The 23,602-nt window shown below is 40.7% G+C and carries 14 protein-coding genes and 1 riboswitch; of the genes, 10 read left to right on the top strand and 4 right to left on the bottom strand.

Annotated features, from left to right (window positions below; all coding sequences use genetic code 11):
- Positions 1–375 precede the first annotated feature (375 nt).
- The 3 genes from IGK72_RS12995 to IGK72_RS12985 all read left to right on the top strand — a co-directional run bounded on the left by IGK72_RS12995 (position 376) and on the right by IGK72_RS12985 (position 7,892).
- A complete protein-coding gene (locus IGK72_RS12995) occupies positions 376–738 on the top strand; it encodes an LPXTG cell wall anchor domain-containing protein (protein ID WP_033626993.1) in 363 nt (120 codons plus the stop codon).
- The gene (locus tag IGK72_RS12990) at positions 725–4,546 is read left to right on the top strand and encodes a WxL domain-containing protein (protein ID WP_070416058.1); all 3,822 of its coding nucleotides are present in this window, start codon (positions 725–727) and stop codon (positions 4,544–4,546) included. The genes IGK72_RS12995 and IGK72_RS12990 overlap by 14 nt, the downstream gene beginning before the upstream one ends.
- Positions 4,547–4,892: 346 nt before the next feature.
- A complete protein-coding gene (locus IGK72_RS12985; RefSeq protein WP_430608845.1) occupies positions 4,893–7,892 on the top strand; it encodes a WxL domain-containing protein in 3,000 nt (999 codons plus the stop codon).
- 194 nt (positions 7,893–8,086) lie between these two features.
- On the opposite strand, the gene IGK72_RS12980 is transcribed toward IGK72_RS12985, so the two are convergent.
- Positions 8,087–8,230: a putative holin-like toxin gene (locus IGK72_RS12980; protein ID WP_002396786.1), complete on the bottom strand. Its 144-nt coding sequence runs from the start codon at positions 8,228–8,230 to the stop codon at positions 8,087–8,089.
- 332 nt (positions 8,231–8,562) lie between these two features.
- The gene (locus IGK72_RS12975) at positions 8,563–10,179 is read right to left on the bottom strand and encodes a phosphatase PAP2/LCP family protein (protein ID WP_002372620.1); all 1,617 of its coding nucleotides are present in this window, start codon (positions 10,177–10,179) and stop codon (positions 8,563–8,565) included.
- A gap of 91 nt (positions 10,180–10,270) precedes the next feature.
- A riboswitch (M-box (ykoK) riboswitch) is annotated at positions 10,271–10,437 on the bottom strand.
- Between the two features lie 203 nt (positions 10,438–10,640).
- Between IGK72_RS12975 and IGK72_RS12970 the strand changes: the two genes are divergently transcribed.
- Together IGK72_RS12970 and IGK72_RS12965 are read left to right on the top strand one after the other, a co-directional pair.
- Positions 10,641–11,936: an AAA family ATPase gene (locus IGK72_RS12970; RefSeq protein ID WP_010820355.1), complete on the top strand. Its 1,296-nt coding sequence runs from the start codon at positions 10,641–10,643 to the stop codon at positions 11,934–11,936.
- Positions 11,937–11,944: 8 nt separating this feature from the next.
- Positions 11,945–12,577 carry an RloB family protein gene (locus IGK72_RS12965; RefSeq protein ID WP_002358972.1) on the top strand — a complete coding sequence of 211 codons (633 nt, stop codon included), beginning with the start codon at positions 11,945–11,947 and terminating at the stop codon, positions 12,575–12,577.
- 66 nt (positions 12,578–12,643) lie between these two features.
- On the opposite strand, the gene IGK72_RS12960 is transcribed toward IGK72_RS12965, so the two are convergent.
- Positions 12,644–13,636, bottom strand: coding sequence for a biotin--[acetyl-CoA-carboxylase] ligase (locus IGK72_RS12960; RefSeq protein WP_023894581.1), 993 nt, complete (start codon positions 13,634–13,636; stop codon positions 12,644–12,646).
- A 138-nt stretch (positions 13,637–13,774) separates the two neighbouring features.
- Between IGK72_RS12960 and IGK72_RS12955 the strand changes: the two genes are divergently transcribed.
- The 5 genes from IGK72_RS12955 to rpoC all read left to right on the top strand — a co-directional run bounded on the left by IGK72_RS12955 (position 13,775) and on the right by rpoC (position 22,773).
- On the top strand, positions 13,775–13,990 hold the full coding sequence (locus IGK72_RS12955; protein WP_002354768.1) for a zinc ribbon domain-containing protein: 216 nt from the start codon (positions 13,775–13,777) through the stop codon (positions 13,988–13,990).
- Between the two features lie 406 nt (positions 13,991–14,396).
- Positions 14,397–14,627, top strand: a complete 231-nt coding sequence (mazE, locus tag IGK72_RS12950) for a type II toxin-antitoxin system PemI/MazE family antitoxin (RefSeq protein WP_002354773.1) — start codon at positions 14,397–14,399, stop codon at positions 14,625–14,627.
- Positions 14,627–14,968 (top strand): type II toxin-antitoxin system PemK/MazF family toxin, encoded by a 342-nt coding sequence (locus IGK72_RS12945; protein WP_002360937.1) that lies wholly within the window; start codon positions 14,627–14,629, stop codon positions 14,966–14,968. The genes mazE and IGK72_RS12945 overlap by 1 nt, the downstream gene beginning before the upstream one ends.
- Before the next feature lie 370 nt (positions 14,969–15,338).
- Positions 15,339–18,953 carry a DNA-directed RNA polymerase subunit beta gene (gene rpoB, locus IGK72_RS12940; protein WP_002389470.1) on the top strand — a complete coding sequence of 1,205 codons (3,615 nt, stop codon included), beginning with the start codon at positions 15,339–15,341 and terminating at the stop codon, positions 18,951–18,953.
- A 166-nt stretch (positions 18,954–19,119) separates the two neighbouring features.
- Positions 19,120–22,773: a DNA-directed RNA polymerase subunit beta' gene (rpoC, locus tag IGK72_RS12935; protein WP_002354777.1), complete on the top strand. Its 3,654-nt coding sequence runs from the start codon at positions 19,120–19,122 to the stop codon at positions 22,771–22,773.
- A 48-nt stretch (positions 22,774–22,821) separates the two neighbouring features.
- On the opposite strand, the gene IGK72_RS12930 is transcribed toward rpoC, so the two are convergent.
- Positions 22,822–23,514: a prepilin peptidase gene (locus IGK72_RS12930; protein ID WP_023895679.1), complete on the bottom strand. Its 693-nt coding sequence runs from the start codon at positions 23,512–23,514 to the stop codon at positions 22,822–22,824.
- Positions 23,515–23,602: the final 88 nt, after the last annotated feature.

Below are 23,602 nucleotides of genomic sequence, written 5' to 3'. Positions count from 1 at the left end.
AGTAGAGAAAATACGAAAAAAATACTGTTTTTTTTCAAGCGACTTCTTCAAAAGTGTTACACAAAGCTCAAAAAGTTAGTATCAATTACTAACTTTTTGAGCTTTTCTCGTTAAATGGCTAGAAACCTTAAACTTTTGTCGGGGATTTTTGATAAAAATTGACTAAAATCGCCTTTTTTTAGTAACGATTATTAAATAACGGACGTTGTAAACCCTAGTATAACAAGAACTTTCAAAATTTTCGCAAGAGGTGCGAAAAAAACGTCAATTCCTAAAGGGGGGTTCTTTGTTATTATAGAGGTATGAAAAAAGGTTGTTACACATTCCTTGTATAAAAGATCAACGAATCCAAGTGAATCTAAAGGAGGTTTTTAAATGAAAAAAAAGCGTTATTTAATGATTGTGTGTCTACTATCTTCTCCTAGTTTTTTTATAAATGTTGAAGCGTCTGATGGTGGTTCTAGTTCGGTGGGGATTGAATTTTACCAAAATCCGAGAACACCCGCTCCTAAAGATGCCCCACCGAAAACAGATGCGCCAGCTGCTGATCCCAAGGAACCAGCTGGTCCTCCGCAAGGAGATCAACGAAGTGGTGGTTCGACACAGACCACCACAACTGGCTCGCAGCTCCCTCGTACAGGGAGCAAGAGTCAGGCAAATCTTAGCATTCTCGGCGTATCCTTAATCGGCTTGGCGGGAATGGTACATAGAAAGAAGGGACGACATGAAGCAAACTAAGTGGCAACGATTAGCAACCATTGGCTTGTGTAGTTCTTTAGTGATTAACGCTTTTTCTGGCGTGACCGCAGTTGCGGAAACAATCACGATTGAAAGTAGTCCGACAGTAGCAAGTAGCGCTAAGGAAGCAACATCAGCAAGTAGCGCAACGCCAGCAAGTACGGAAAGCAGTCAAGAAACGACTGAAACGAGTCGGGAAGAAGTAACACAGGAAACAGAGAAACCAGAAGAATTGAGAGAAGATGAACTAAGAAACAAGTCGCAAATCAAAGATAATAATAGTCTTAGATCGTCTGGGACCAGAGCTTTAGCTCAGATGCCATACAGAGCATTTACGATATACTTCGTTAGCGAAGATGGCTCATTTATAGACCCATCATTAATAAATATGAGTGCTAACATAATGACTTTTAACCAAACAGCGTTAGGTACAGACCCTAGTGTATATTCACCTTCTATTAGACAACCCATATCTATTATTGATGCAGTAGACCATAAAAAATTTGATGTTGCGGCAGCAAGTTACACGTATTCAACTAACTCTGTCTTTCCAAGAAATTTTCGTGGAGTATCAGATATAAAAATTACGGTTCCAAAAAAATATAGCGATTTAACTGTTAAGCCAACGAATTACTATAGTAGTTCAAAAAGCTATCCACTACCTGTATACACAACTACTTCTTTACTATCTGGTACTGTGCAGTCATCAGATTCGTCAGGAAGCCTGTATGAACTAACTAAAGCAGCTGAACCAAATACTTTCAGAGAAAATTATGATAATCGAACATCCTATGGAGTAGATAAATCTCCGGTTTCTTTTGGGTATTACCTCGGTGATGCTTCAGGAGTAACTAATTTAATTTTTGGTACTACAACCCCAATTTATTATTATCTAACTAATAGACGTGTCACCGAATCCTTCAAAGACACAGCAGGCGCAATCATTCCTGCTCCAACAGGATTCACCCAAGGCAAGCAGACCAGTATTACCAGCAATAACTATACCTTCAAGCAAGCTGGCACCTTGCCAGAGACTTACAAAGCAAGCAACGGCAAAACCTATAAGTTCAAAGGTTGGTACAAAGGCAAAACCAAGCCAAACACCTTAACCACCACCAAAGCACCAAGCTATGCGGTGACTTATGACGATAATGACGATTTGAATGTGGTGTATGAGGAAGCTTTTGAATTTCCTGAAGAAACCTTTCAATTTGGCTTTGTAAATCAGGATGGTCAGTTAGTGAAATCAGATGATATTACAATTGCTTATGATTATTCTAGATATTTAACGAGCAATGGTACCACTACTTGGAATGGAATAGATCTTAATCAAAAAGCTATTACAGATGGGAAATTAAAAAAAATAACCATGCCAAAAAGTAGTATGCCACTACACGTTGGGGAAGCGCAATCAAATGGGGAAGCAATGATTAATATTTCTTTTTCCCTACCTAAGTATTATACAGGATTAAATATTTATAATAAGTCAGGTAAAATAGATAGCAATTACCCACTTCCCCCTAGACATTATTATACAAATAATCAAGAAGTGATAGGGTTAGTAACAGATGCTATTTTTCCAGGCTGGTTAACACTAGCTAAAGCAGCGGATAATTCGTATGTTTATAAGGAGGCACTAACAAGTCCAGAACCTGTAAACTCATCTTTTCCAATGATGAGGAGAGGGGTAACAGGATATACTTATTATTACAGCTTGGACGCACCAGTCTACTATCATTTGACTCAACGCAAAGTCACCGAGAACTTCGTCGATGCCACGGGTGCTAAAATTACACCGCCAACAGGTTTCACTCAAGGGAAACAAACAGGGATTGATAGTGACCCATACACATTCAAACAAGCTGGTACTTTGCCTGACACCTATAAAGCTGGCACAAAAACCTATAAATTCAAAGGTTGGTACAAAGGCAAAACCAAGCCTAGCACCTTGACCACCACCAAAGCACCAAGCTATGCGGTGACTTATGATGATAATGATGATTTGAACGTTGTATATGAGGAAATCAATTTCCCAGAAACTACATACCAATTTGGTTTTGTCAATGAAGCGGGACAGTTGGTGAATCCTGACGATATTAGTCTTACGTATGACTATAAGAGTATTGTGTATAGAGGAACTGGGGCAGCAGGCTCTACGGTATCATTTGGCACAATTGCTAATAATCAGAGTGGCGTAAAAGTTGGTAATTTACGGCAAGTGACGTTAACTGCAAAGAATATTGCACAACCTACCGTAGTAGGTTGGAATGGTGAAGCATTCGCAAATTTCTCAATTAACCTGCCTAAATACTATAAATCGTTGAATCTTTATGATAAAACTGGAAAAATTGATCCTAAGTATCCTCTACCAGTAAAGACAACTGTTTCTTCGGTATCCAATGATACGGTGCAACCTGAAGCAAATGTAATTGCTGAGTTAACCTTGACACAACGAGCAGATGGGAGTTTTACACCAAGAGAAACATATTCAGGTATTGATTCTAGTGTTAGGTATCCACCTTTCTTACGTAGAACAGTTTCTTATTCTAGTTCTGGAAGTATCACTGCCCTATATCAAACAATCAGTGGACCTGTCTATTATCATTTAACCAACCGCAAAGTCACCGAAAACTTTGTGAACACAAGTGGCGCTAAAATCACGCCGCCAGCAGGCTTTACGCAAGGGAACCAGATTCCCATGACGAGCAACACCTTCAAGTATACGAGCGCAAAAGCTTTACCAGCTAGTTATTCAGCAGGTGGCAAAACCTACGTCTTTCAAGGCTGGTACAAAGGCAAAACAAAACCGAATACGTTGACAACCAGCACCACGCCAGCGTATAACACAACCTTTGATGACAATGATGATATGACAGCAGTCTACAAAGAAGCAAACATCAGCGCTAACTTAACGATGCGTGGTGCAGTCGATGTCATTGACAATGGCGCAACCATGGAATATTGGGAAGTGCTCTTAAAAAATACTGGAGAAGCACCTTTAACTTCAGTTAAGATTAAACCAACCACTGACTGGGCGGCTGGAATTAGTACACCCACGGAACTGTTTATTTTAGGTACTGGTCAGAATACGAAAGTTCGACCAATCACGAAAGAGCAGTGGGAAGCAGGTTTTGAGATTCCTTTAGACAGTAGTCTTCCTGTGGGCGGTCAACTAACGATTAATCTCCTAGGAACAAAAGTTACTGGACAACCAAACCAAGTGCTAAAAGCCGCTGTGGAAGTCACAGGGAACTTCAACAAACTGACTGCCTCAGATACGGTCCGGATTAAAGATTTAGATCAAGAAACAAAGGAACCGACTGGGGAAGGCTTCATCAGTGTTCCAACGTTCAATTTTGGTCAAGTTGGGGTAGCGGGAAGCACGCAACAGCACAGCTTGAAAAAAGCCGCTGATTACTATGGCAACGGCACACGCAATCCCTATCTGCGGATCAAGAAAACCCAACCGAATTGGAGTTTAACAGCGCAACTGTCGCAACCAAAATCAGCCACAGACAGCTTGCCGACAGCGACCCGCTTATTATTAGGGGCGGCGCCTGTTTCGAGTTTCTCAAATTACAACCAACCTACCGAGTTGAAAAATGCGGTCGGTACTACGAGTACCATTAGTTTGAATGCCAACAACACGGCCACTAGGATTATTGCCAACCAACAATTCACTGGGAGTAATATCTATCAATTGGACTTCACCTTCAACAATGTCAAACTTGAAGTGCCAGCCAACCAAGGGGTCAAGGGGCAACAATACCAAGCCGCAATTACGTGGAACTTAGTTACAGGTCCTTAAAATAGTTAAGTTATCATGAGGAAAGCTCAAAATGTTAGTGTCTGATACTAACATTTTGAGCTTTTGTTTATGGAAATTAAGGAATTTGGCTGAGAATCAGAAGCAAAATGGCAGATTTTCTTGATTTTTCGCGCATTTTTCTAGTAAAAAAGGACTCTTCTACCTTGGTATAATAGGAATCGTCGGAAAAGTCACTTAGCTGTAGCAAAATTTGAAATTTCAAGGTCACCTTTTTTTGATAGAATGGAGAAAATTAAAAGCGGTACATATACCAATGAACAATAAACCAATACATAAAGAAAGAGAATAGCATGAATCAAAATGGTACATAGAAAGAAGGGACGACATGAAGAGAATTAACTGGCAACGCTTAGCAACCATTGGCTTGTGTAGTTCTTTAGTGATTAACGCCTTTTCTGGCGCGACCGCAGTTGCGGAAACAGTCACGAGTGAAAGTAGTCCGACAGTAGCAAGTAGCGCAACGCAAGAAAGTACGGAAAGCAGTCAAGAAACGACTGAAACGAGTCGGGAAGAAGGAACACAGGAAACAGAGAAACAAGCAGAAATACCAGAGGTGAAAACTGAAACAACAGAATCAGTACCAGAAAATAGTAGTGAAAATGACCGACAAAAGAGCATTTCGCCACGTTGGGTGCCGAATGATCAAGTGATTTATCCGAGAATGATCTTTGGCTTTACTGATGAAACAGGAAAAGCTTTTGCTGATGAAAACTTAACGTTATCAGGGACGTATTATAAATTAGCTCGCCACACGGCAACTAGTCAGTGGCGACCATACGCTGATAGATATCCAATTGTTTCTTCTAATGCAGGCGGTGGTCAATATCGAGTAGCAGTCAATGCAACGATTCCTATGCCGTACGATTTTCTCACAAATTTACCAGCAGGTTACACTCATAATTTGTACGCAATTGAACAATTAAAGATTGATAACACGTTAAAGTATGTCGACAGTATTGTTGCCCCGCCTGGTAGTATAAACATGACCAGATACAGTGTGCAACAAACATCTGAAGCAGCTCAATTTGGTAATTATGTTAAACAGAATTTGACTCAGAGGGATAGAATATTTTCTAAAAATAGTGCAAATATCTTTTCTCTAAATTCATTAGCTTTGGCTCCAGAAATTACTGACGTATTAACGATGCTGCGCACAGATTCTGTAGAACGTGGACCAATATTAATAGGTTTTGATGGCACTGCAACGTACCGAGAAACACTTAATTACGTAGTCACTCGGAAACAAGTCACCGAAAAGTTCGTAGATACTAACGGCGTAGCTATCACGCCGCCAACAGGTTTTACCCAAAACAAGAAAACACCAATGACCAGCAATGCTTTCACCTTCAAACAAGCTGGCACCTTACCAGACACTTACAAAGCAAGCAACGGCAAAACCTACAAATTTAAAGGTTGGTACAAAGGCAAAACCAAGCCAAATACCTTGACCACGACCAAAGCGCCAAGCTATGCGGTGACCTATGATGGGAATGACGATTTGACGGTGGTGTATGAGGAAGAGACAGTCACAACGTTGTATCCATCATTAGATGTAAACTTTGTAGACGAAAAAGGGGTTGGCTTCACGCCAGCGTTAACTTTTAGCGGTAAATATCGTGTGCAAAGAACGAGTGATAGGCTTTATACAGATTTGTACGATTTAACCTCCAAAAGCAAAGGTAGCGGACAATACACACTAAGTCTTAACAATGGTACGATGCCATTATCACCAGAGCTATTGCGAGTTTATGGGAATGACAAACCAATTAATGGTACGAACAGACTTAATTTTTCTCTAGATAAACTAGCGATCAATCAACAATTAAAATATGTCAATAGTATTGAATTAGATACGGTGAAAAGTGTTATGAAAATGTATGGCTATAACTATACCAGTGGTAGCGCCACAATTATAGATCCTAATCAAGTGCCAACAGAATATAACCTGAGTGCTGGAAATATCGCCTTATTAGGCTTTGATACAGATGGAGTATATTTTTCAAAGGAAAGTAGTGGAGTATTCAATACATTGATGGGTTATGCGAGTGACGGAGGTAAGCCTCTAATTACCATGAATCTTTTTAGTGGAAATCCAGTAAATGCATCCAAATTAGTCTACACAGTCACCCGTAAACAAGTCACCGAAAACTTCGTGGACACCAACGGCACTAAAATCACGCCACCAACAGGCTTCACGCAGGGGAACCAGATTCCCATGACGAGCAACACTTTCAAGTATACGAGCGCAAGAGCCTTACCAGCTAGTTATACAACAGGTGGTAAAACTTACATTTTCCAAGGCTGGTACAAAGGTAAAACGAAGCCTAACACTTTAACAACCAGCACTACGCCAACATACAATACAACTTTTGATGGCAATGACGACATGACGGCAGTCTACAAAGAAGCAAGCATCAGCGCTAACTTAACGATGCGTGGTGCAGTCGATGTCATTGACAATGGCGCAGCCATGGAATATTGGGAAGTGCTCTTAAAAAATACTGGAGAAGCACCTTTAACTTCAGTTAAGATTAAACCAACCACTGACTGGGCGGCTGGAATTAGTACGCCCACGGAACTATTTATTTTAGGTACTGGTCAAAATACGAAAGTTCGACCAATCACGAAAGAGCAGTGGGAAGCAGGTTTTGAGATTCCTTTAGACAGTAGTCTTCCTGTTGGCGGCCAACTAACGATTAATCTCCTAGGAACAAAAGTTACTGGACAACCAAACCAAGTGCTAAAAGCCGCTGTGGAAGTCACAGGGAACTTCAACAAACTGACTGCCTCAGATACGGTCCGGATTAAAGATTTAGATCAAGAAACAAAGGAACCGACTGGAGAAGGCTTCATCAGTGTTCCAACCTTCAATTTTGGTCAAGTTGGGGTAGCGGGAAGCACGCAACAGCATGGTCTGAAAAAAGCCGCTGATTACTATGGTAACGGCACACGCAATCCCTATCTGCGGATCAAGAAAACCCAACCGAATTGGAGCCTAACAGCGCAACTGTCGCAACCGAAATCAGCGACAGACAGCTTGCCGACAACGACCCGCTTGTTGCTAGGAACGGCCGCTGCTGCCAGCTTTACCGATTACAACCAACCAACAGAAACCAAGACACCGCTTGGCAAGACTGGTACCGTGAATTTAACCGCCGACAATACCGCAACAGCGGTGGTCGCGAACCAACAGTTCACAGGTAGTGACGTTTATCAGTTGGACTTCACGTTTGCTAACATCAAACTAGAAGTGCCCGCCAATCAAGGCATGTCTGGCCAACAATACCAAGCCGCCGTCACTTGGAATTTAGTGACTGGCCCATAAAAATAAAAATGCCCGAGCCTCTTATTTTTCTAAGGCTCGTGCATTTTTATTGATGGTCTTTTGAGGGTCGTTGTGCTATAATGGTAATGAAAAGAGAGGTATGCGCCAACATACCTCTCTAGTGTAGAGCCGTTTCAGACGGTAGCGATTTTTAGTGATTTATAAAAAATAACCGTGCTCGCTAAAGTTGACGGTTATTTTTTATTGTCTTCTTTAACAGCCTCTAGGATTCCGAAGATTAACGTTGCGATAAAAGAACCGAAACTAATCATCAGAGCTAAAGCTTCTGCGATAGACAAAAGGCCTCTCCTTTCATAGATTTTAGTACTTACATTCATAAGCACCACCACCGAAAGGGAAAGTCTCTGCTCCTACGCTTCTCACTTTGTTGCGATTCTCGTCGCAAAGCGCATGTTCCTGTGCGCTTGCCGCCGCCATAACTTCTCTACACTTAGATTATACCATGTAGGGCTAAAAAAATAATTAGTTTCCAATATATTTTTTTAGGTAATTGTGCTATAATAGCAATGAAAAGAGAGCTATGCGCCAACATACCTCTCTGATGTAGAGCCGTTACTAACGGTGACAAAAATTAATATTTTTGAAATGACCGTCTAACTAGCCAAAGTAAGCAGCGCCCCTTTCATTAAGGGGCGCTGCTTTTTAGTCGTTATTGCGATTGTTCAGTGTCTTTTGTAGAGAGGTTCATTTGTTCTTTAATAGCATTTTCGACACGTTGGCGTTCACTCTCTTCCACAAGTTGATAAGAAATACCTTCAATCCCTGTCACGCCATCGCCAGTGTAATCGTAGCCTTTTAATTGATCGGTTTCAATCGTTTTTAGTGCGGGGGTGTATTTTTTTAGCATTGCCATCATTTGGTCAAAGGATAAGTCGGTTTCGCCATGTTCGCCGATTACGTCCAGAATTTCTTGATATTTTAGCAAGCTGTTAAAAGAAAGTAGTTTGTTGGTTAATTCGATTAAAACTTCTCGTTGGCGGCGTTGACGACCATAGTCGCCTTCAGGGTCTTCGTAACGCATGCGCGCGTATTGTAAAGCTTCCCAGCCCCCTAAATGCTGTTTGCCTTTCGGATAATGAATCCCTTCAGCGTCAAAAGCAAAGGCGTTGTCAACAGTGACGCCGCCCACCGCATCGCCAAGGTCCTTCATAGCATCCATATCAATTGAAAAGTAATGATTGATTGGGATGTGCAAGACATTTTCAACCGTTTTAATTTGCATATCGGCACCACCGAAAACGTGGGCCGCATTGATTTTATTGTATTCGCCATTGGTGCCAGCCATTTCCACATAGTAGTCGCGCGGGATGCTGGTGATGGTAGTTTTTTGTAATTGATTATTCACTGTGACCACCATTAAGGCGTTGGAGCGGTAATCGGTTTTGCGTTTTGAGTCATTCGCAATTCCCATAATTAAGAAACTAACCGGCTCACCTTTGGCTAAATCGGGACTCTTCGTGGAAGATTTTCTTGGTTTATACATGGTGTTCGCCGTTTTTTGCAAATTACGATACATGCTGACGCCGTAAGCTGAAACAGAAAGTGTGCCTAAAAATAAAAGGGTTAAACTGAAGACCACGAATAAGCTTTTTCTTTTACGAGAATGGCGGCGCCGGCGTTGTGTCGGTACTTCTGCTTCCTCTGGTTCAGGTGCCGGCAAATAACGTTGAACAATTTGAAATGAAAAGTTGATCCAGCTATAACTTAGGAGCATCCCAGCGATGACATCACTAGGATAATGAACGCGTAAGATTAAGCGACCTAACACAATCAAAACTAAATAAGTGAGTAAGAAAATTTTGATGCCTTTGGTTTTTTCGACATGAAGATAGGCCAAAATGATCAAAATCGTACAGACTAGCGCCATTGCTAATAATGAATGTCCGCTGGGAAAGCTAGCAGAGCTCCGGTCAGCTAAAGCGCCTAGGTTTGGTCGAGCCCGACCCACCACATGTTTAAAAACGCTCCCTAAGAAGCCGACAGCTAATAGGTTACTGACAGCCCAAAAGGCTAGGATTTTTTCTTTTTTGCGTAAAAGGTATACCATCAATAATAAGAAGAATAGCAGCATTGGTCCAATTGTGGCTGTTTTTGCTAACAAATTGACCGCTGTTAAAAGTGGGGCATTTAATTGCCATTTGATGTGATAGATAGCTTCGTCCATTTGTTGAAACCAATTTGGACTAGCCGCCACTAACAAAGTGAGGAAAGTAAAACCAAGCGTTGTTAGGGCATAAAGTGGAAATTTTTTATTCGATGTTTGCATGAGAATCCCTTTCTTTTTCCCTTGAAAGAGTAGACTAAGCCAGCATCGATCGTAAATAAGCGCTTGCGACTAAACAGGACACAGCAAGCCAATCGGTTCTCATCGTCTGAGCTTTAGCACTATCCAACGTAAAGATTTCTCTTAGCTATTTTTAGAAGAGCCTTAATTCGACCATTCCTGTTTTACACATTGGTGTCTTTCGACATTTCTGCGCAATAGCCTATGTTTGGATAGGAGCCTCACCTAACAAGGTTATTTTATCTAACGCTAGAAGTATAGAATTTATGCAGCAGTTCTCACAATGAAGTTTAAGAAAATTTATTGTTTTTTAAATAAATTTAAAGGTGTGGGGGAAAAGCGTTATTTCGAGAAATTTATTTTAAAAACGGAAAAACGTTTTACAGTATCAGTCTTTAACGATATAATAAAAGAATAGATGAAAAAACGAGGAGGTGAACAGCATGCTAGTTAATTTTACAGTCAAAAATCTTCTATCTTTTAAAGAGGAACAAACACTTTCCCTACAAACAGGTGCGTATTTACGAAAGTATGTCAATAATCGTTTCGAAGTGAAACCTAAAAATTACCCAGAAAAACTAAGGTTACTGAAGAGTGCCATTGTTTTTGGGGGAAATGGTTCAGGAAAATCAAATTTAGTGAGTGGGTTAAATGCATTAAAAACATTAGTTTTAAGAGAACAAGCTTCGATTAATGATGCTTTATTATATGAACCTTTTGCGTTAGACCCTCTCACTAAACAGAGCCCATCTGTTATGACCATTGAATTTATTAATGACAGTGTCTTGTATCGCTATTCGTTAGCTAACACAGCGCGCGAAGTAGTTAAGGAATCTTTAGAGATTTATGACAAAACGCAGGATGATTTTGTTTATTATTTTAAGAGAGACGGTGCGGAATCTTCCGTTTTTCCAGAAAAATATCAAGAATACCAAACACAAATTAAGTCTAATTCGTTAGTTATCCATACGTTGGAATCAAAAAATGATCAGCACGCTACGAATGTCGTTCGTTGGTTTGCCAATCAGTTAGTTATTTTTGATGGGTCTTTACGGAATATTGAACGGCTGAGCAATGAAAAAGACAAAGAGAAAGTCTTGAACTTTTTGAAACTTGCGGATATGAACATGGTTGACTTGGTTCCTGTGAAAGACAAAGAGGAAGATTACTCGAAACAAGAAAAATTAGCCGCTGTTTTAGAACGAATTATCCAAGAAAAAGACCCGACCATTGAAATTGGTCGAGTCAAGAAAAGTCTGTATTCGCTGTACTCTGTTTATAATCAATATGACGAAATGAATCAAGTGGTCGGACAGGAACGTATTCATTATGATTTGGAATCTTCTGGGACAAAAAAATTAATTGGCTTAGCGCTAAATATTTTATTTAATCCAGAAGAAAAAGTTTTTGTTTTTGATGAATTTGATGATGCGTTTCATCAAGAGTTGTCAGGAACATTGTTAGAAGCGTTCAATGCCATGGAGACGAATACACAATTTATCTTGACCTCCCATGAACTTCATTTGATGGATAATCAATTGAGAAAGGATCAAATTTACTTCACAGATAAGAATTATCGTGGCGCCAGCGAATTATACGCTTTGTATGACTTTGAAGCAGACCCAAAAAAAGGTCGCGGAGATATCACATATTATCGCCGTTATTTAAATGGTCTGTTCGGTGGTGTTCCTCATATTGATCGAAGTGAAATCGTTCAGGCAGTGAAGGTAAAGGAGTAGAAGTTGGTATGCCAAAAATAAAAAGGGTAAAAAAAGGAAAGAAATTAAAACCAAATGTCATGATTTTTTGCGAAGGAGAAACAGAAGAAGCTTACCTTAGATTGATTAAACGAAAATATTCTGCAGTCAATATTAAAAGTAAACTCAAAGTAAAAACATGTAGACGTCAAGGAGAGGCGTTGGTCGAATACGCCGTTTCCTGTATTCGGAGTATGGGAAAAGCGGAGCGAGACAATTATGATTTGTTTTATGTTATGTATGACAAGGACGAACAAACCACAGAATCGATTGAAAACGCGGTAAGATGTGCACAACGACATCGTCCTGAAATCAAGACAATTTTTTCAAATGAATGCTTTGAACTCTGGTTATTACTTCACTTTGAGGAAGTCAATCGATACATGACTAGAGAAAATTTATATGGGAGATTAGAGAAAGTTCTGCATTTAAAAGACAGTTATCGAAATTTTAAAGGCGCAGAAGTATGTAAGTATCTTGAAGAAAAAGTAGCTATTGCTTTTCAGAATACGAATAAAAACTGGTTGTCTCCTTTAGAAGAAATGAAAATCAATGAAAATCCCTATACGAATTTCCCAAAAGAATTGTGCGAAATGTTAGCACAAAAAGAAGTTGATTTTTAAAGAGCAAGAAAGCATCTGTTTAAATTTAGACAGATGCTTTCTTGCTCTTTTTCTAAACTTCCCCACTTATCCTCGACGCCATTCACCAATCTGGTCCAAACTAATTTCCCCAGAAGACAACGTTTTGGCCGTGCCATCAGGCAACTGGACAATCAATTCTCCATTTCCATTAATGGTTGTCGCAACGCCGCGGAAGTCTTGCCCGTTTTGGGTAAAAGCGACGTCTTTGCCAATCACAAAGGAGCGTTGTCGGTATTCTTCTAAAAAGTCTTTCGTTGAACGTTCGTCTAAAATTTGATAAAAATGATTCCAAATGTTGGCGACTAATTCATTTCGCGTCGCCGTCGGTTCACCATCTGGGAAAAGAGAAGTCACTTTCTGCCGAATGTCCTCAGGAAATTCGGTTTCTGTAATTGAAAAATTAATTCCCATGCCGATGATAACATTAGAAATCTGCCCTGTTTCCACATTGCTCATGGCTTCCGACAAAATCCCGCAAACTTTTTTGCCGTTTAAATAAAGATCGTTGACCCATTTAATTTCTGTTTGAACGCCTGCCAGAGCATCCATTGCTCGAGCGACCGCTACGGCCATAATCACAGTATATTGGGCGATTTCTTCAAAATTTTGGTTCGGTTGAAGCACCATGCTCATGTAAATCCCTTTACCTGGCGTAGCGAAAAACGGCCGGCCGAACCTGCCCCGCGGCATTTCTTGCATGTCAGCAACAATCAAAGTATTGTCGGGCGTCTGGTCTAAAATCGCCCGCTTAGCATCGGTCATGGTAGATTCAGATGTTTCTAGGACGGTAATTGTTAAAGGCGGTGTTTGTGACCATAACGCCAACTGAATGCCTTCTGCAGAAAGGACATCTGATTTTTCAAGGCGATACCCCTTATTTTGCACGCTAGTAATTTGATAGCCATCTTTTTTCAATTCATTAATCGCTTTCCAAATAGCTGTGCGAGATAAGGACAGACTTTGTGCCATCTCTTCGCCCGAAAGGAATGCGGGCGTTTGTTTCATCAATAAAGTTAGGACTTGGCTTTTTGTCGACATATTTTTTCCTCCGATTCGTTATACTTATTGTAGCGGAAAGGAAAAGGCTTGGTCAACTAGTGAAAAAATCCATCTTAGGATGGAGGAAAATGAAGCAGGCGTTTGCTATACTTATTTTATTGAGAAGGAGTGAGGGGAATGGAAAAGCAACAATATGTTTGTGAGAAATGTGGCAACATGCACTATGTGTCGGACCAATTTCAAGCAACAGGTGGGAACTTTGCGAAAATTTTTGATGTTCAAAATAAAAAATTTATTACAATTAGCTGTACCCAATGCGGCTACACCGAACTTTACCGCAGCCAAACAAGCGGCGGCATGAATGTCCTAGACTTTTTATTAGGTGGCGGTTAGTCAAAAACGAATGCATCTTTGCATTCGTTTTTTTGTGTGAAGAGGAAGATAGGGGAAAAGGAGGTCGGGCCAGAAGCGTTTAACTCCGAGAACCAAGTAGGTACGATGATTTCATCTGTTCATGCTTCACAGTGAAACATCGCAACTCTTAGAGCTGTAGCTCTTTTGAAGGCTGTACTGTGACGAGACGCATGTCGAGAAAACACCTTAGAAGTTGTTGAGATCGGAGCAACGCGTAGTGTTGCTTCTGTTCCCGCCGTTTATCAGTTTTTGAGCGTGGAGCAAAAATCCAAAGTGATCTTTGTCCCACACGCATTATACAGTAAACTCAGTCACATTAAGTGTGATTTAAAATTCTTTCCATCATTGCAAAGGCATAGTATAATGAAGCGAAGGGAGTGATTTCATGCTAACAACTAAATCAAGAAGACAAGGAAGCTCGGTCGTTTTAACTTTACCCACTGATAATGGTAAAAAACCAAAAGTCGACCAAGAATATATTGTGATGTATTCTGACGACGGTACAATTACATTAGTCCCTAAAATTCAGGATCCATTTAGTGAAGGTCCAGAAGGTGAGTATTATGAAAAAGATGAGTGGCATGATCTTGCACCTGAGGGGAGAGAACTTTTTTAATGAATGTTGAAAAGAAGTACATTCCCAAAAAAGGAGATATTGTATGGATTGATTTTGATCCTGCTGCAGGCAAAGAGATTCAGAAGAGACGGCCTGGTTTAGTCGTGTCAAGATATGAATTTAATCGGAAAACCATGTTTGCTGTGATTTGCCCGATTACTTCCACCATTAAAAATATTCCCACGCGATATACGTTGCCCGATGACATAGAAACCCATGGACAAGTAGTGATCTCACAACTGAAATCTTTGGACTTCACTGAAAGAAAATTAAGTCAAATTGAGCATTTGCCATTAAAAGATATGGCGAAAATTGACCAAATAATTGAATATATTTTCTAGTTGTTGAAAAAAGGCGTAATTATTTATTACGCCTTTTTTCATTTAAACCCTTTACAAAAAAACTCCTTTTTATGAAAAAGAAAACCTTAAAGAAACCCTTGACTTTTCTGGACAAAGGTAGTAGAATCTATAGAGCAAAAACTATCTGAAAGTGACGAAGCAGGAGCGAAATATTGTCCGTTCCGGTTTTTTATAGGAAAACAAAAGTAGAAACGCCAGAAAATTTTTCGGAAGCATGTTCTATTTTTGGTTTTTTTTTGCTTAAAAACTGCAAAAAATGCTTTTTGTTACATATATTTAATATATGTAACGTAAATGTAATTTTTCGGATCGGTGTTTTGATAGACTTATAACTAGAGGGGTGAAGAGCTTGGCTGGACACGTAGTAAAATACGGAAAGCATCGCGAACGTAGAAGTTTCGCACGTATCAGTGAAGTATTGGAATTACCAAATTTAATTGAAATCCAAACAGACTCTTATCAATGGTTTTTAGATGAGGGACTTCGTGAAATGTTTGAAGACATTTTACCAATTGATGATTTCCAAGGAAACTTATCCTTAGAATTTGTTGACTATGAATTAAAAGAACCAAAGTACACAGTAGAAGAAGCCCGCGCACATGATGCCAACTATTCTGCGCCATTACATGTAACATTACGTTTAACCAACCGTGAAACAGGTGAAATTAAATCCCAAGAAGTCTTCTTCGGCGATTTCCCATTAATGACAGAAATGGGTACCTTCATCATCAACGGGGCAGAACGTGTTATCGTTTCCCAATTAGTTCGTTCTCCAGGTGTTTACTTCCATGGAAAAGTGGACAAAAACGGCAAAGAAGGTTTTGGCTCAACAGTCATTCCTAACCGTGGTGCATGGTTAGAAATGGAAACAGATGCGAAAGACATTTCTTATGTTCGGATTGACCGCACACGTAAAATTCCCTTAACTGTGTTAGTTCGTGCTTTAGGTTTCGGTTCAGATGATACCATCTTCGAAATTTTCGGCGACAGCGAAAGCTTACGCAACACAATTGAAAAAGATTTACACAAAAACGCAAGTGATTCTCGTACAGAAGAAGGCTTGAAAGACATTTATGAACGTCTTCGCCCAGGCGAACCAAAAACAGCAGATAGCTCACGTAGCTTGTTAACTGCACGTTTCTTTGATCCAAAACGTTATGATTTGGCAAACGTTGGTCGCTACAAAGTTAACAAAAAATTAGACTTAAAAACACGTCTATTAAACTTAACCTTAGCTGAAACGCTAGTTGATCCAGAAACTGGTGAAATCATTGTCGAAAAAGGCACGGTTTTAACACACCAAATCATGGAAACATTAGGCGAATACATTGACAACGGCTTAAACAGCGTAACTTACTATCCAAGTGAAGATGCGGTAGTAACTGAACCAATGACAATCCAAGTGATTCAAGTTCTTTCACCAAAAGATCCTGAACGTATCGTAAATGTGATTGGTAACGGCTATCCAGACGACAGCGTAAAAACAGTTCGTCCAGCAGATATCGTTGCTTCAATGAGCTACTTCTTCAACTTAATGGAAGATATCGGCAATGTCGATGACATCGACCACTTAGGTAATCGTCGTATCCGTTCAGTAGGCGAATTATTACAAAACCAATTCCGTATTGGTTTAGCCCGTATGGAACGTGTGGTTCGTGAAAGAATGTCTATTCAAGACACAGAAACATTGACACCACAACAATTAATCAACATCCGTCCAGTGGTAGCAAGTATCAAAGAATTCTTTGGTTCTTCACAGTTATCACAGTTCATGGACCAAACAAACCCATTAGGTGAGTTAACCCATAAACGTCGTCTATCAGCCTTAGGGCCTGGTGGTTTGACTCGTGACCGTGCCGGTTATGAAGTTCGTGACGTTCACTACTCTCACTATGGTCGTATGTGTCCAATTGAAACGCCTGAGGGACCAAATATCGGGTTGATCAATAGCTTATCTAGTTATGCGAAAGTGAATAAATTTGGTTTCATCGAAACGCCTTATCGCCGTGTTGATCGTGCGACAGGCCGTGTTACTGATCAAGTAGATTACTTAACAGCAGACATCGAAGACCATTATATCGTAGCGCAAGCGAACTCACTTTTAAATGAAGATGGCACATTTGCCAATGATGTTGTTATGGCGCGTCTACAAAGTGAAAACTTAGAAGTTGCCGTAGACAAAGTTGACTACATGGACGTTTCACCAAAACAAGTAGTCGCAGTCGCAACAGCATGTATTCCTTTCTTAGAAAACGATGACTCCAACCGTGCCTTGATGGGTGCCAACATGCAGCGTCAAGCGGTGCCGTTAATTCAACCACGCTCTCCGTGGGTAGGTACAGGTATGGAATATAAATCAGCCCATGACTCAGGTGCTGCTTTACTATGTAAACATGACGGTGTCGTAGAATTCGTCGATGCAAAAGAAATTCGCGTTCGTCGCGACAATGGCGCATTAGACAAATATATGGTTACAAAATTCCGTCGTTCTAACTCAGGAACAAGCTACAACCAACGCCCAATTGTTCACTTAGGTGAAAAAGTTGAAAAAGGCGATACTTTAGCGGATGGACCTTCTATGGAAGAAGGCGAAATGGCTTTAGGGCAAAACGTCTTAGTTGCCTTCATGACATGGGAAGGTTACAACTACGAGGATGCCATTATCATGAGCCGTCGTTTAGTTAAAGACGATGTCTACACTTCTGTGCATATTGAAGAATATGAATCAGAAGCACGTGATACAAAATTAGGACCTGAAGAAATTACCCGTGAAATTCCAAACGTTGGGGAAGACGCGTTGAAAGACTTAGACGAAATGGGGATTATCCGCATTGGTGCTGAAGTTCAAGATGGCGACTTACTAGTTGGGAAAGTCACACCTAAAGGGGTCACAGAATTATCTGCAGAAGAACGTTTATTACACGCAATCTTCGGGGAAAAAGCCCGCGAAGTTCGTGATACGTCTCTCCGTGTACCTCACGGTGGCGGCGGTATCGTTCATGATGTGAAAATCTTTACTCGTGAAGCTGGCGATGAATTATCACCAGGTGTCAACATGTTAGTTCGTGTCTATATCGTTCAAAAACGTAAAATTCACGAAGGAGATAAAATGGCGGGACGTCACGGAAATAAAGGGGTTGTTTCCCGTATTATGCCGGAAGAAGATATGCCATTCTTACCTGACGGAACACCTGTTGATATCATGTTGAACCCATTAGGGGTACCTTCTCGTATGAATATCGGACAAGTACTTGAATTACACTTAGGTATGGCTGCTCGCCAATTAGGTATTCACGTCGCAACACCTGTTTTCGATGGGGCAACCGATGAAGACGTTTGGGAAACTGTTCGTGAAGCTGGTATGGCTAGCGATGCTAAAACAGTTCTTTACGATGGACGTACAGGTGAACCATTTGATAACCGCATTTCCGTTGGTGTCATGTATATGATTAAATTAGCCCACATGGTTGATGACAAATTGCATGCTCGTTCAATCGGACCTTACTCTCTTGTTACGCAACAACCGTTGGGTGGTAAAGCTCAATTCGGTGGACAACGTTTCGGGGAAATGGAAGTTTGGGCACTGGAAGCTTACGGTGCTGCTTACACATTACAAGAAATCTTAACTTACAAATCTGATGACGTTGTCGGACGTGTGAAAACATACGAAGCCATCGTTAAAGGTGAACCAATTCCAAAACCAGGTGTGCCTGAATCATTCCGAGTATTAGTGAAAGAATTACAATCACTTGGTTTAGACATGCGTGTCTTGGACATTGAGGAAGCTGAGATTGAGTTACGCGATATGGACGATGACGATGATGATTTAATCACCGTTGACGCACTAACCAAATTTGCGGAACAACAATCAGCGAAACAGCTGGAAAAAGAAGCAGAATCAGTCGTGAAAGAAGAAGCACAAGACGTTGTTCAAGAAATTGAAACAGCCGAAGACAGAGACTAATTTGTCGCTACCACTCTGATGAGTTGATTCAACTGCGACTTTGTTGCAACTGCGCAAGCCATTACTTGTTCCAAGTGTCGTCAGACCTTCTTTCAAGTGATGCTTGCCATTTGCTAACAAGTTGCTGACTCAGCTTCTCTAAATAAGGAAATGGAGGGAATTCCTTTTGATCGATGTAAATAAATTCGAAAGTATGCAAATAGGGCTTGCTTCACCAGAAAAGATCAGAAGCTGGTCTTATGGGGAAGTTAAAAAACCCGAAACAATTAACTACCGTACATTAAAACCCGAACGTGAAGGGTTATTCTGTGAACGCATTTTTGGTCCAACCAAAGACTGGGAATGTGCTTGTGGTAAATATAAACGTATCCGTTATAAAGGTATTGTCTGTGACCGTTGTGGCGTTGAAGTCACTCGTTCAAAAGTACGTCGTGAACGTATGGGACATATTGAATTAGCCGCACCAGTTTCACATATCTGGTACTTTAAAGGAATTCCATCTCGAATGGGTCTTGTTTTAGACATGAGCCCTCGTGCATTGGAAGAAGTCATTTATTTTGCTTCATACGTTGTCATCGAACCAGGTGACACAACATTAGAGAAAAAACAATTGTTAACGGAACGCGAATATCGTGAAAAACGTGAACAATATGGCCAAGCCTTCAAAGCTGCTATGGGTGCCGAAGCCGTGAAACAATTATTAGATAACGTCGATTTAGATGGCGAAGTTGCGCAATTAAAAGAAGAATTGAAAACAGCTTCTGGTCAAAAACGGACACGTGCCATCCGTCGTTTAGACATCTTAGAAGCCTTCCGTGCTTCTGGTAACCAACCAAGCTGGATGGTAATGGATGTTATCCCAGTTATTCCACCAGATTTACGTCCGATGGTTCAATTGGAAGGTGGTCGTTTTGCAACAAGTGACTTAAACGACTTATACCGCCGTGTTATCAACCGTAACAACCGTCTAAAACGTTTATTAGACTTAAATGCGCCAAGCATCATTGTTCAAAACGAAAAACGGATGTTACAAGAAGCGGTCGATGCTTTAATCGATAATGGTCGTCGTGGCCGTCCAGTTACTGGGCCAGGTAACCGTCCATTGAAATCTCTTTCTCACATGTTGAAAGGGAAACAAGGTCGTTTCCGTCAAAACTTACTAGGTAAACGTGTTGACTATTCTGGTCGTTCCGTAATCGTCGTTGGTCCGTTCTTAAAAATGTACCAATGTGGTTTACCAAAAGAAATGGCGATTGAATTATTCAAACCATTTGTAATGCGTGAATTAGTACAACGTGAAATTGCGACAAACATTAAAAATGCGAAACGTAAAATCGAACGTGGCGAAGATGAAGTTTGGGATATCTTAGAAGAAGTTATCCAAGAACACCCAGTTTTACTTAACCGGGCACCTACGTTGCATAGATTAGGGATCCAAGCTTTCGAACCTGTTCTTGTTGAAGGTCGTGCGATTCGTCTTCACCCATTAGTTTGTGAAGCCTACAATGCCGATTTCGATGGAGACCAAATGGCGGTTCACGTGCCTCTAAATGAAGAAGCACAAGCAGAAGCTCGTATGTTAATGCTTGCTGCTCAAAATATCTTGAACCCGAAAGATGGTAAACCAGTTGTTACACCATCTCAAGATATGGTCTTAGGTAACTACTACCTAACAATGGAAGAAGAAGGCCGTGAAGGGGAAGGCATGATCTTCCGCGACATGAACGAAGCTGTTTTAGCATGGCAAAATGGCTACGTGCATTTACACTCACGGATTGGGGTTCAAACAACACTTTTAGGTGACAAACCATTTACTGATTGGCAAAAAGAACGAATCTTAATCACCACAGTTGGTAAGATCATCTTTAACGAAATCATGCCTGTTGAGTTCCCTTACTTGAACGAACCAACAGACTATAACTTAACTGTTCAAACACCAGATAAATACTTCGTAGAAGCTGGTACAGACATTCCTGCACACATTAAAGAGCAAGAATTAGTTTTACCATTCAAGAAGAAAAATCTTGGAAATATCATTGCTGAAGTCTTCAAGAGATTCCACATTACGGAAACCTCTAAAATGCTTGACCGCATGAAAGACTTAGGTTACAAACACTCAACTTATGCTGGGATGACGGTAGGGATTGCCGATATCATGGTTCTTCATGAAAAACAAGCAATCATTGACGCTGCCCACAAACAAGTTGAAACAATTACTAAACAATTCCGTCGTGGTTTAATTACTGATGACGAACGTTATGAACGTGTAATCGGCGTTTGGAACGGTGCCAAAGACGAAATCCAACAAAAACTGATCGAAAGTATGGAAGCTCGTAACCCAATCTTCATGATGTCTGACTCTGGAGCCCGTGGTAACATCTCCAACTTTACACAGTTAGCTGGTATGCGTGGTTTGATGGCCGCTCCGAATGGACGAATCATGGAATTACCAATCATCTCAAACTTCCGTGAAGGACTTTCTGTCTTAGAAATGTTTATCTCAACTCACGGAGCTCGTAAAGGGATGACCGATACGGCCTTGAAGACAGCCGATTCAGGTTACTTAACACGTCGTTTAGTTGACGTTGCCCAAGACGTAATCATTCGTGAAGACGACTGTGGCACTGACCGTGGTCTTGAAATCGAAGCAATTCGTGAAGGTAACGAAATTATCGAACCATTAGACGAACGTCTATTAGGTCGTTATACACGTAAATCAGTTGTTCATCCAGAAACTGGTGCAATCATCATTGGTGCGGATCAATTAATCACTGAAGATCTTGCAAGAGAAATCGTGGACGCTGGTATTGAAAAAGTAACCATCCGTTCTGTCTTTACATGTAACACAAAACATGGTGTATGTAAGCACTGTTACGGACGTAACCTTGCAACTGGTTCTGACGTTGAAGTCGGAGAAGCAGTTGGTACAATCGCCGCTCAATCAATCGGGGAACCTGGTACACAGTTAACCATGCGTACGTTCCATACCGGTGGGGTTGCCGGTGACGATATCACTCAAGGTTTACCTCGTATCCAAGAAATCTTTGAAGCACGTAATCCGAAAGGGCAAGCAGTGATTACAGAAGTAACCGGTGAAGTTATCGATATTTCTGAAGATCCTGCCACACGTCAAAAAGAAGTAACCATCAAAGGAAAAACAGATACACGTACCTATACTGTCCCTTACACTGCACGTATGAAAGTTGCTGAAGGCGACATCATCCACCGTGGTGCACCGTTGACAGAAGGTTCAATTGATCCAAAACAATTATTACAAGTTCGTGATGTTTTATCTGTTGAAAACTACCTATTACGTGAAGTACAACGTGTTTACCGTATGCAAGGGGTAGAAATTGGCGACAAACATATCGAAGTAATGGTTCGTCAAATGTTACGTAAAATCCGCGTAATGGATCCAGGTGACACTGAAATCCTTCCAGGAACATTAATGGACATCGCAGAATTTAAAGACCGTAACTACGACACATTAGTTGCTGGTGGCGTCCCTGCTACTAGTCGTCCAGTCTTACTTGGTATTACCAAAGCGTCATTGGAAACAAACAGCTTCTTATCTGCTGCATCCTTCCAAGAAACAACACGCGTGTTAACAGATGCTGCTATCCGTGGCAAAAAAGATCCATTACTTGGATTGAAAGAAAATGTTATCATTGGTAAAATCATCCCAGCTGGTACTGGTATGGCTCGTTACCGTAACATGGAACCAAAAGAAGTTGGCGTAGCTAGCGAAAACGTTTATAGTATTTCAGACATTGAAGCACAAATGGCTGCTGAAGATGCGATGAAAAACATCAATAAATAAACCCTAAAAAGCCGTAAGGAGCATGCTCCTTGCGGCTTTTTTTATTTGCTATAACCAACTGATTGTGAGTAAGCCCAAACTTAAAAAGGGGACAAAGGGAAGTGTCTGTTCAACTGGATACCCCAAAAATTTACAGCTGTAGCCATAGATTAGGCCATAACTACTGGCAAAAAATAGTAGCATCAGCAACTGAGGTACCTGTAAAAAACAGCCCCACAAACCCAGTAACAAAAGATCCCCTCGCCCCATGGCTTCCGGAAAATAATGTAAGACGGCTTGGAAAAAACAAAAACAAAAAAGACCAGTCAGTAAGTAAAACGAATGCTGACCCGCCACTTTCAGTAAGCAAAGCACAAAAAAACTAGGATAAAGAATCTTCGGTTCAACCACTAAATACCAGTAATCAATCAAAGATAATGTGAAAGCACTCGTCAGCCACCACCAGAGAATCAAAGCATCAATCGTCAGGCCAGCTGAAAAACAGCTTGCGGTTAACCCGCCCATGACAAGTTCTGCTAAAAGATAACTCTTAGCTACTGGCTGTTGACACTTTCGACAACGAAAGCGCTGCAGCAAAATCGAAACAACTGGAATTAATTCATAGAGTTGTAGAGGCTGGTGGCAACCTTGACAGTGGGAAGGGGGACACCACAAAGAACGCCCTATTGGTAAGCGCTCCGCCACTAAGCATAAAAAAGAACCGAAACAGGCACCAATCAAAAAGAGACTCAAGAAAAACATAGGTTACCTCCTTAAAAATAAACTACGCTTTTTTTAAACTTTTTCGTTTGACTAGACAAATCTTTTTTTGTTAGGAATAATAAAAGAA

The organism is Enterococcus sp. DIV0183 (assembly GCF_050541505.1).
In the GTDB taxonomy this organism is placed as follows: domain Bacteria; phylum Bacillota; class Bacilli; order Lactobacillales; family Enterococcaceae; genus Enterococcus; species Enterococcus faecalis.
This window is presented reverse-complemented; position numbering and strand designations above follow the sequence as displayed.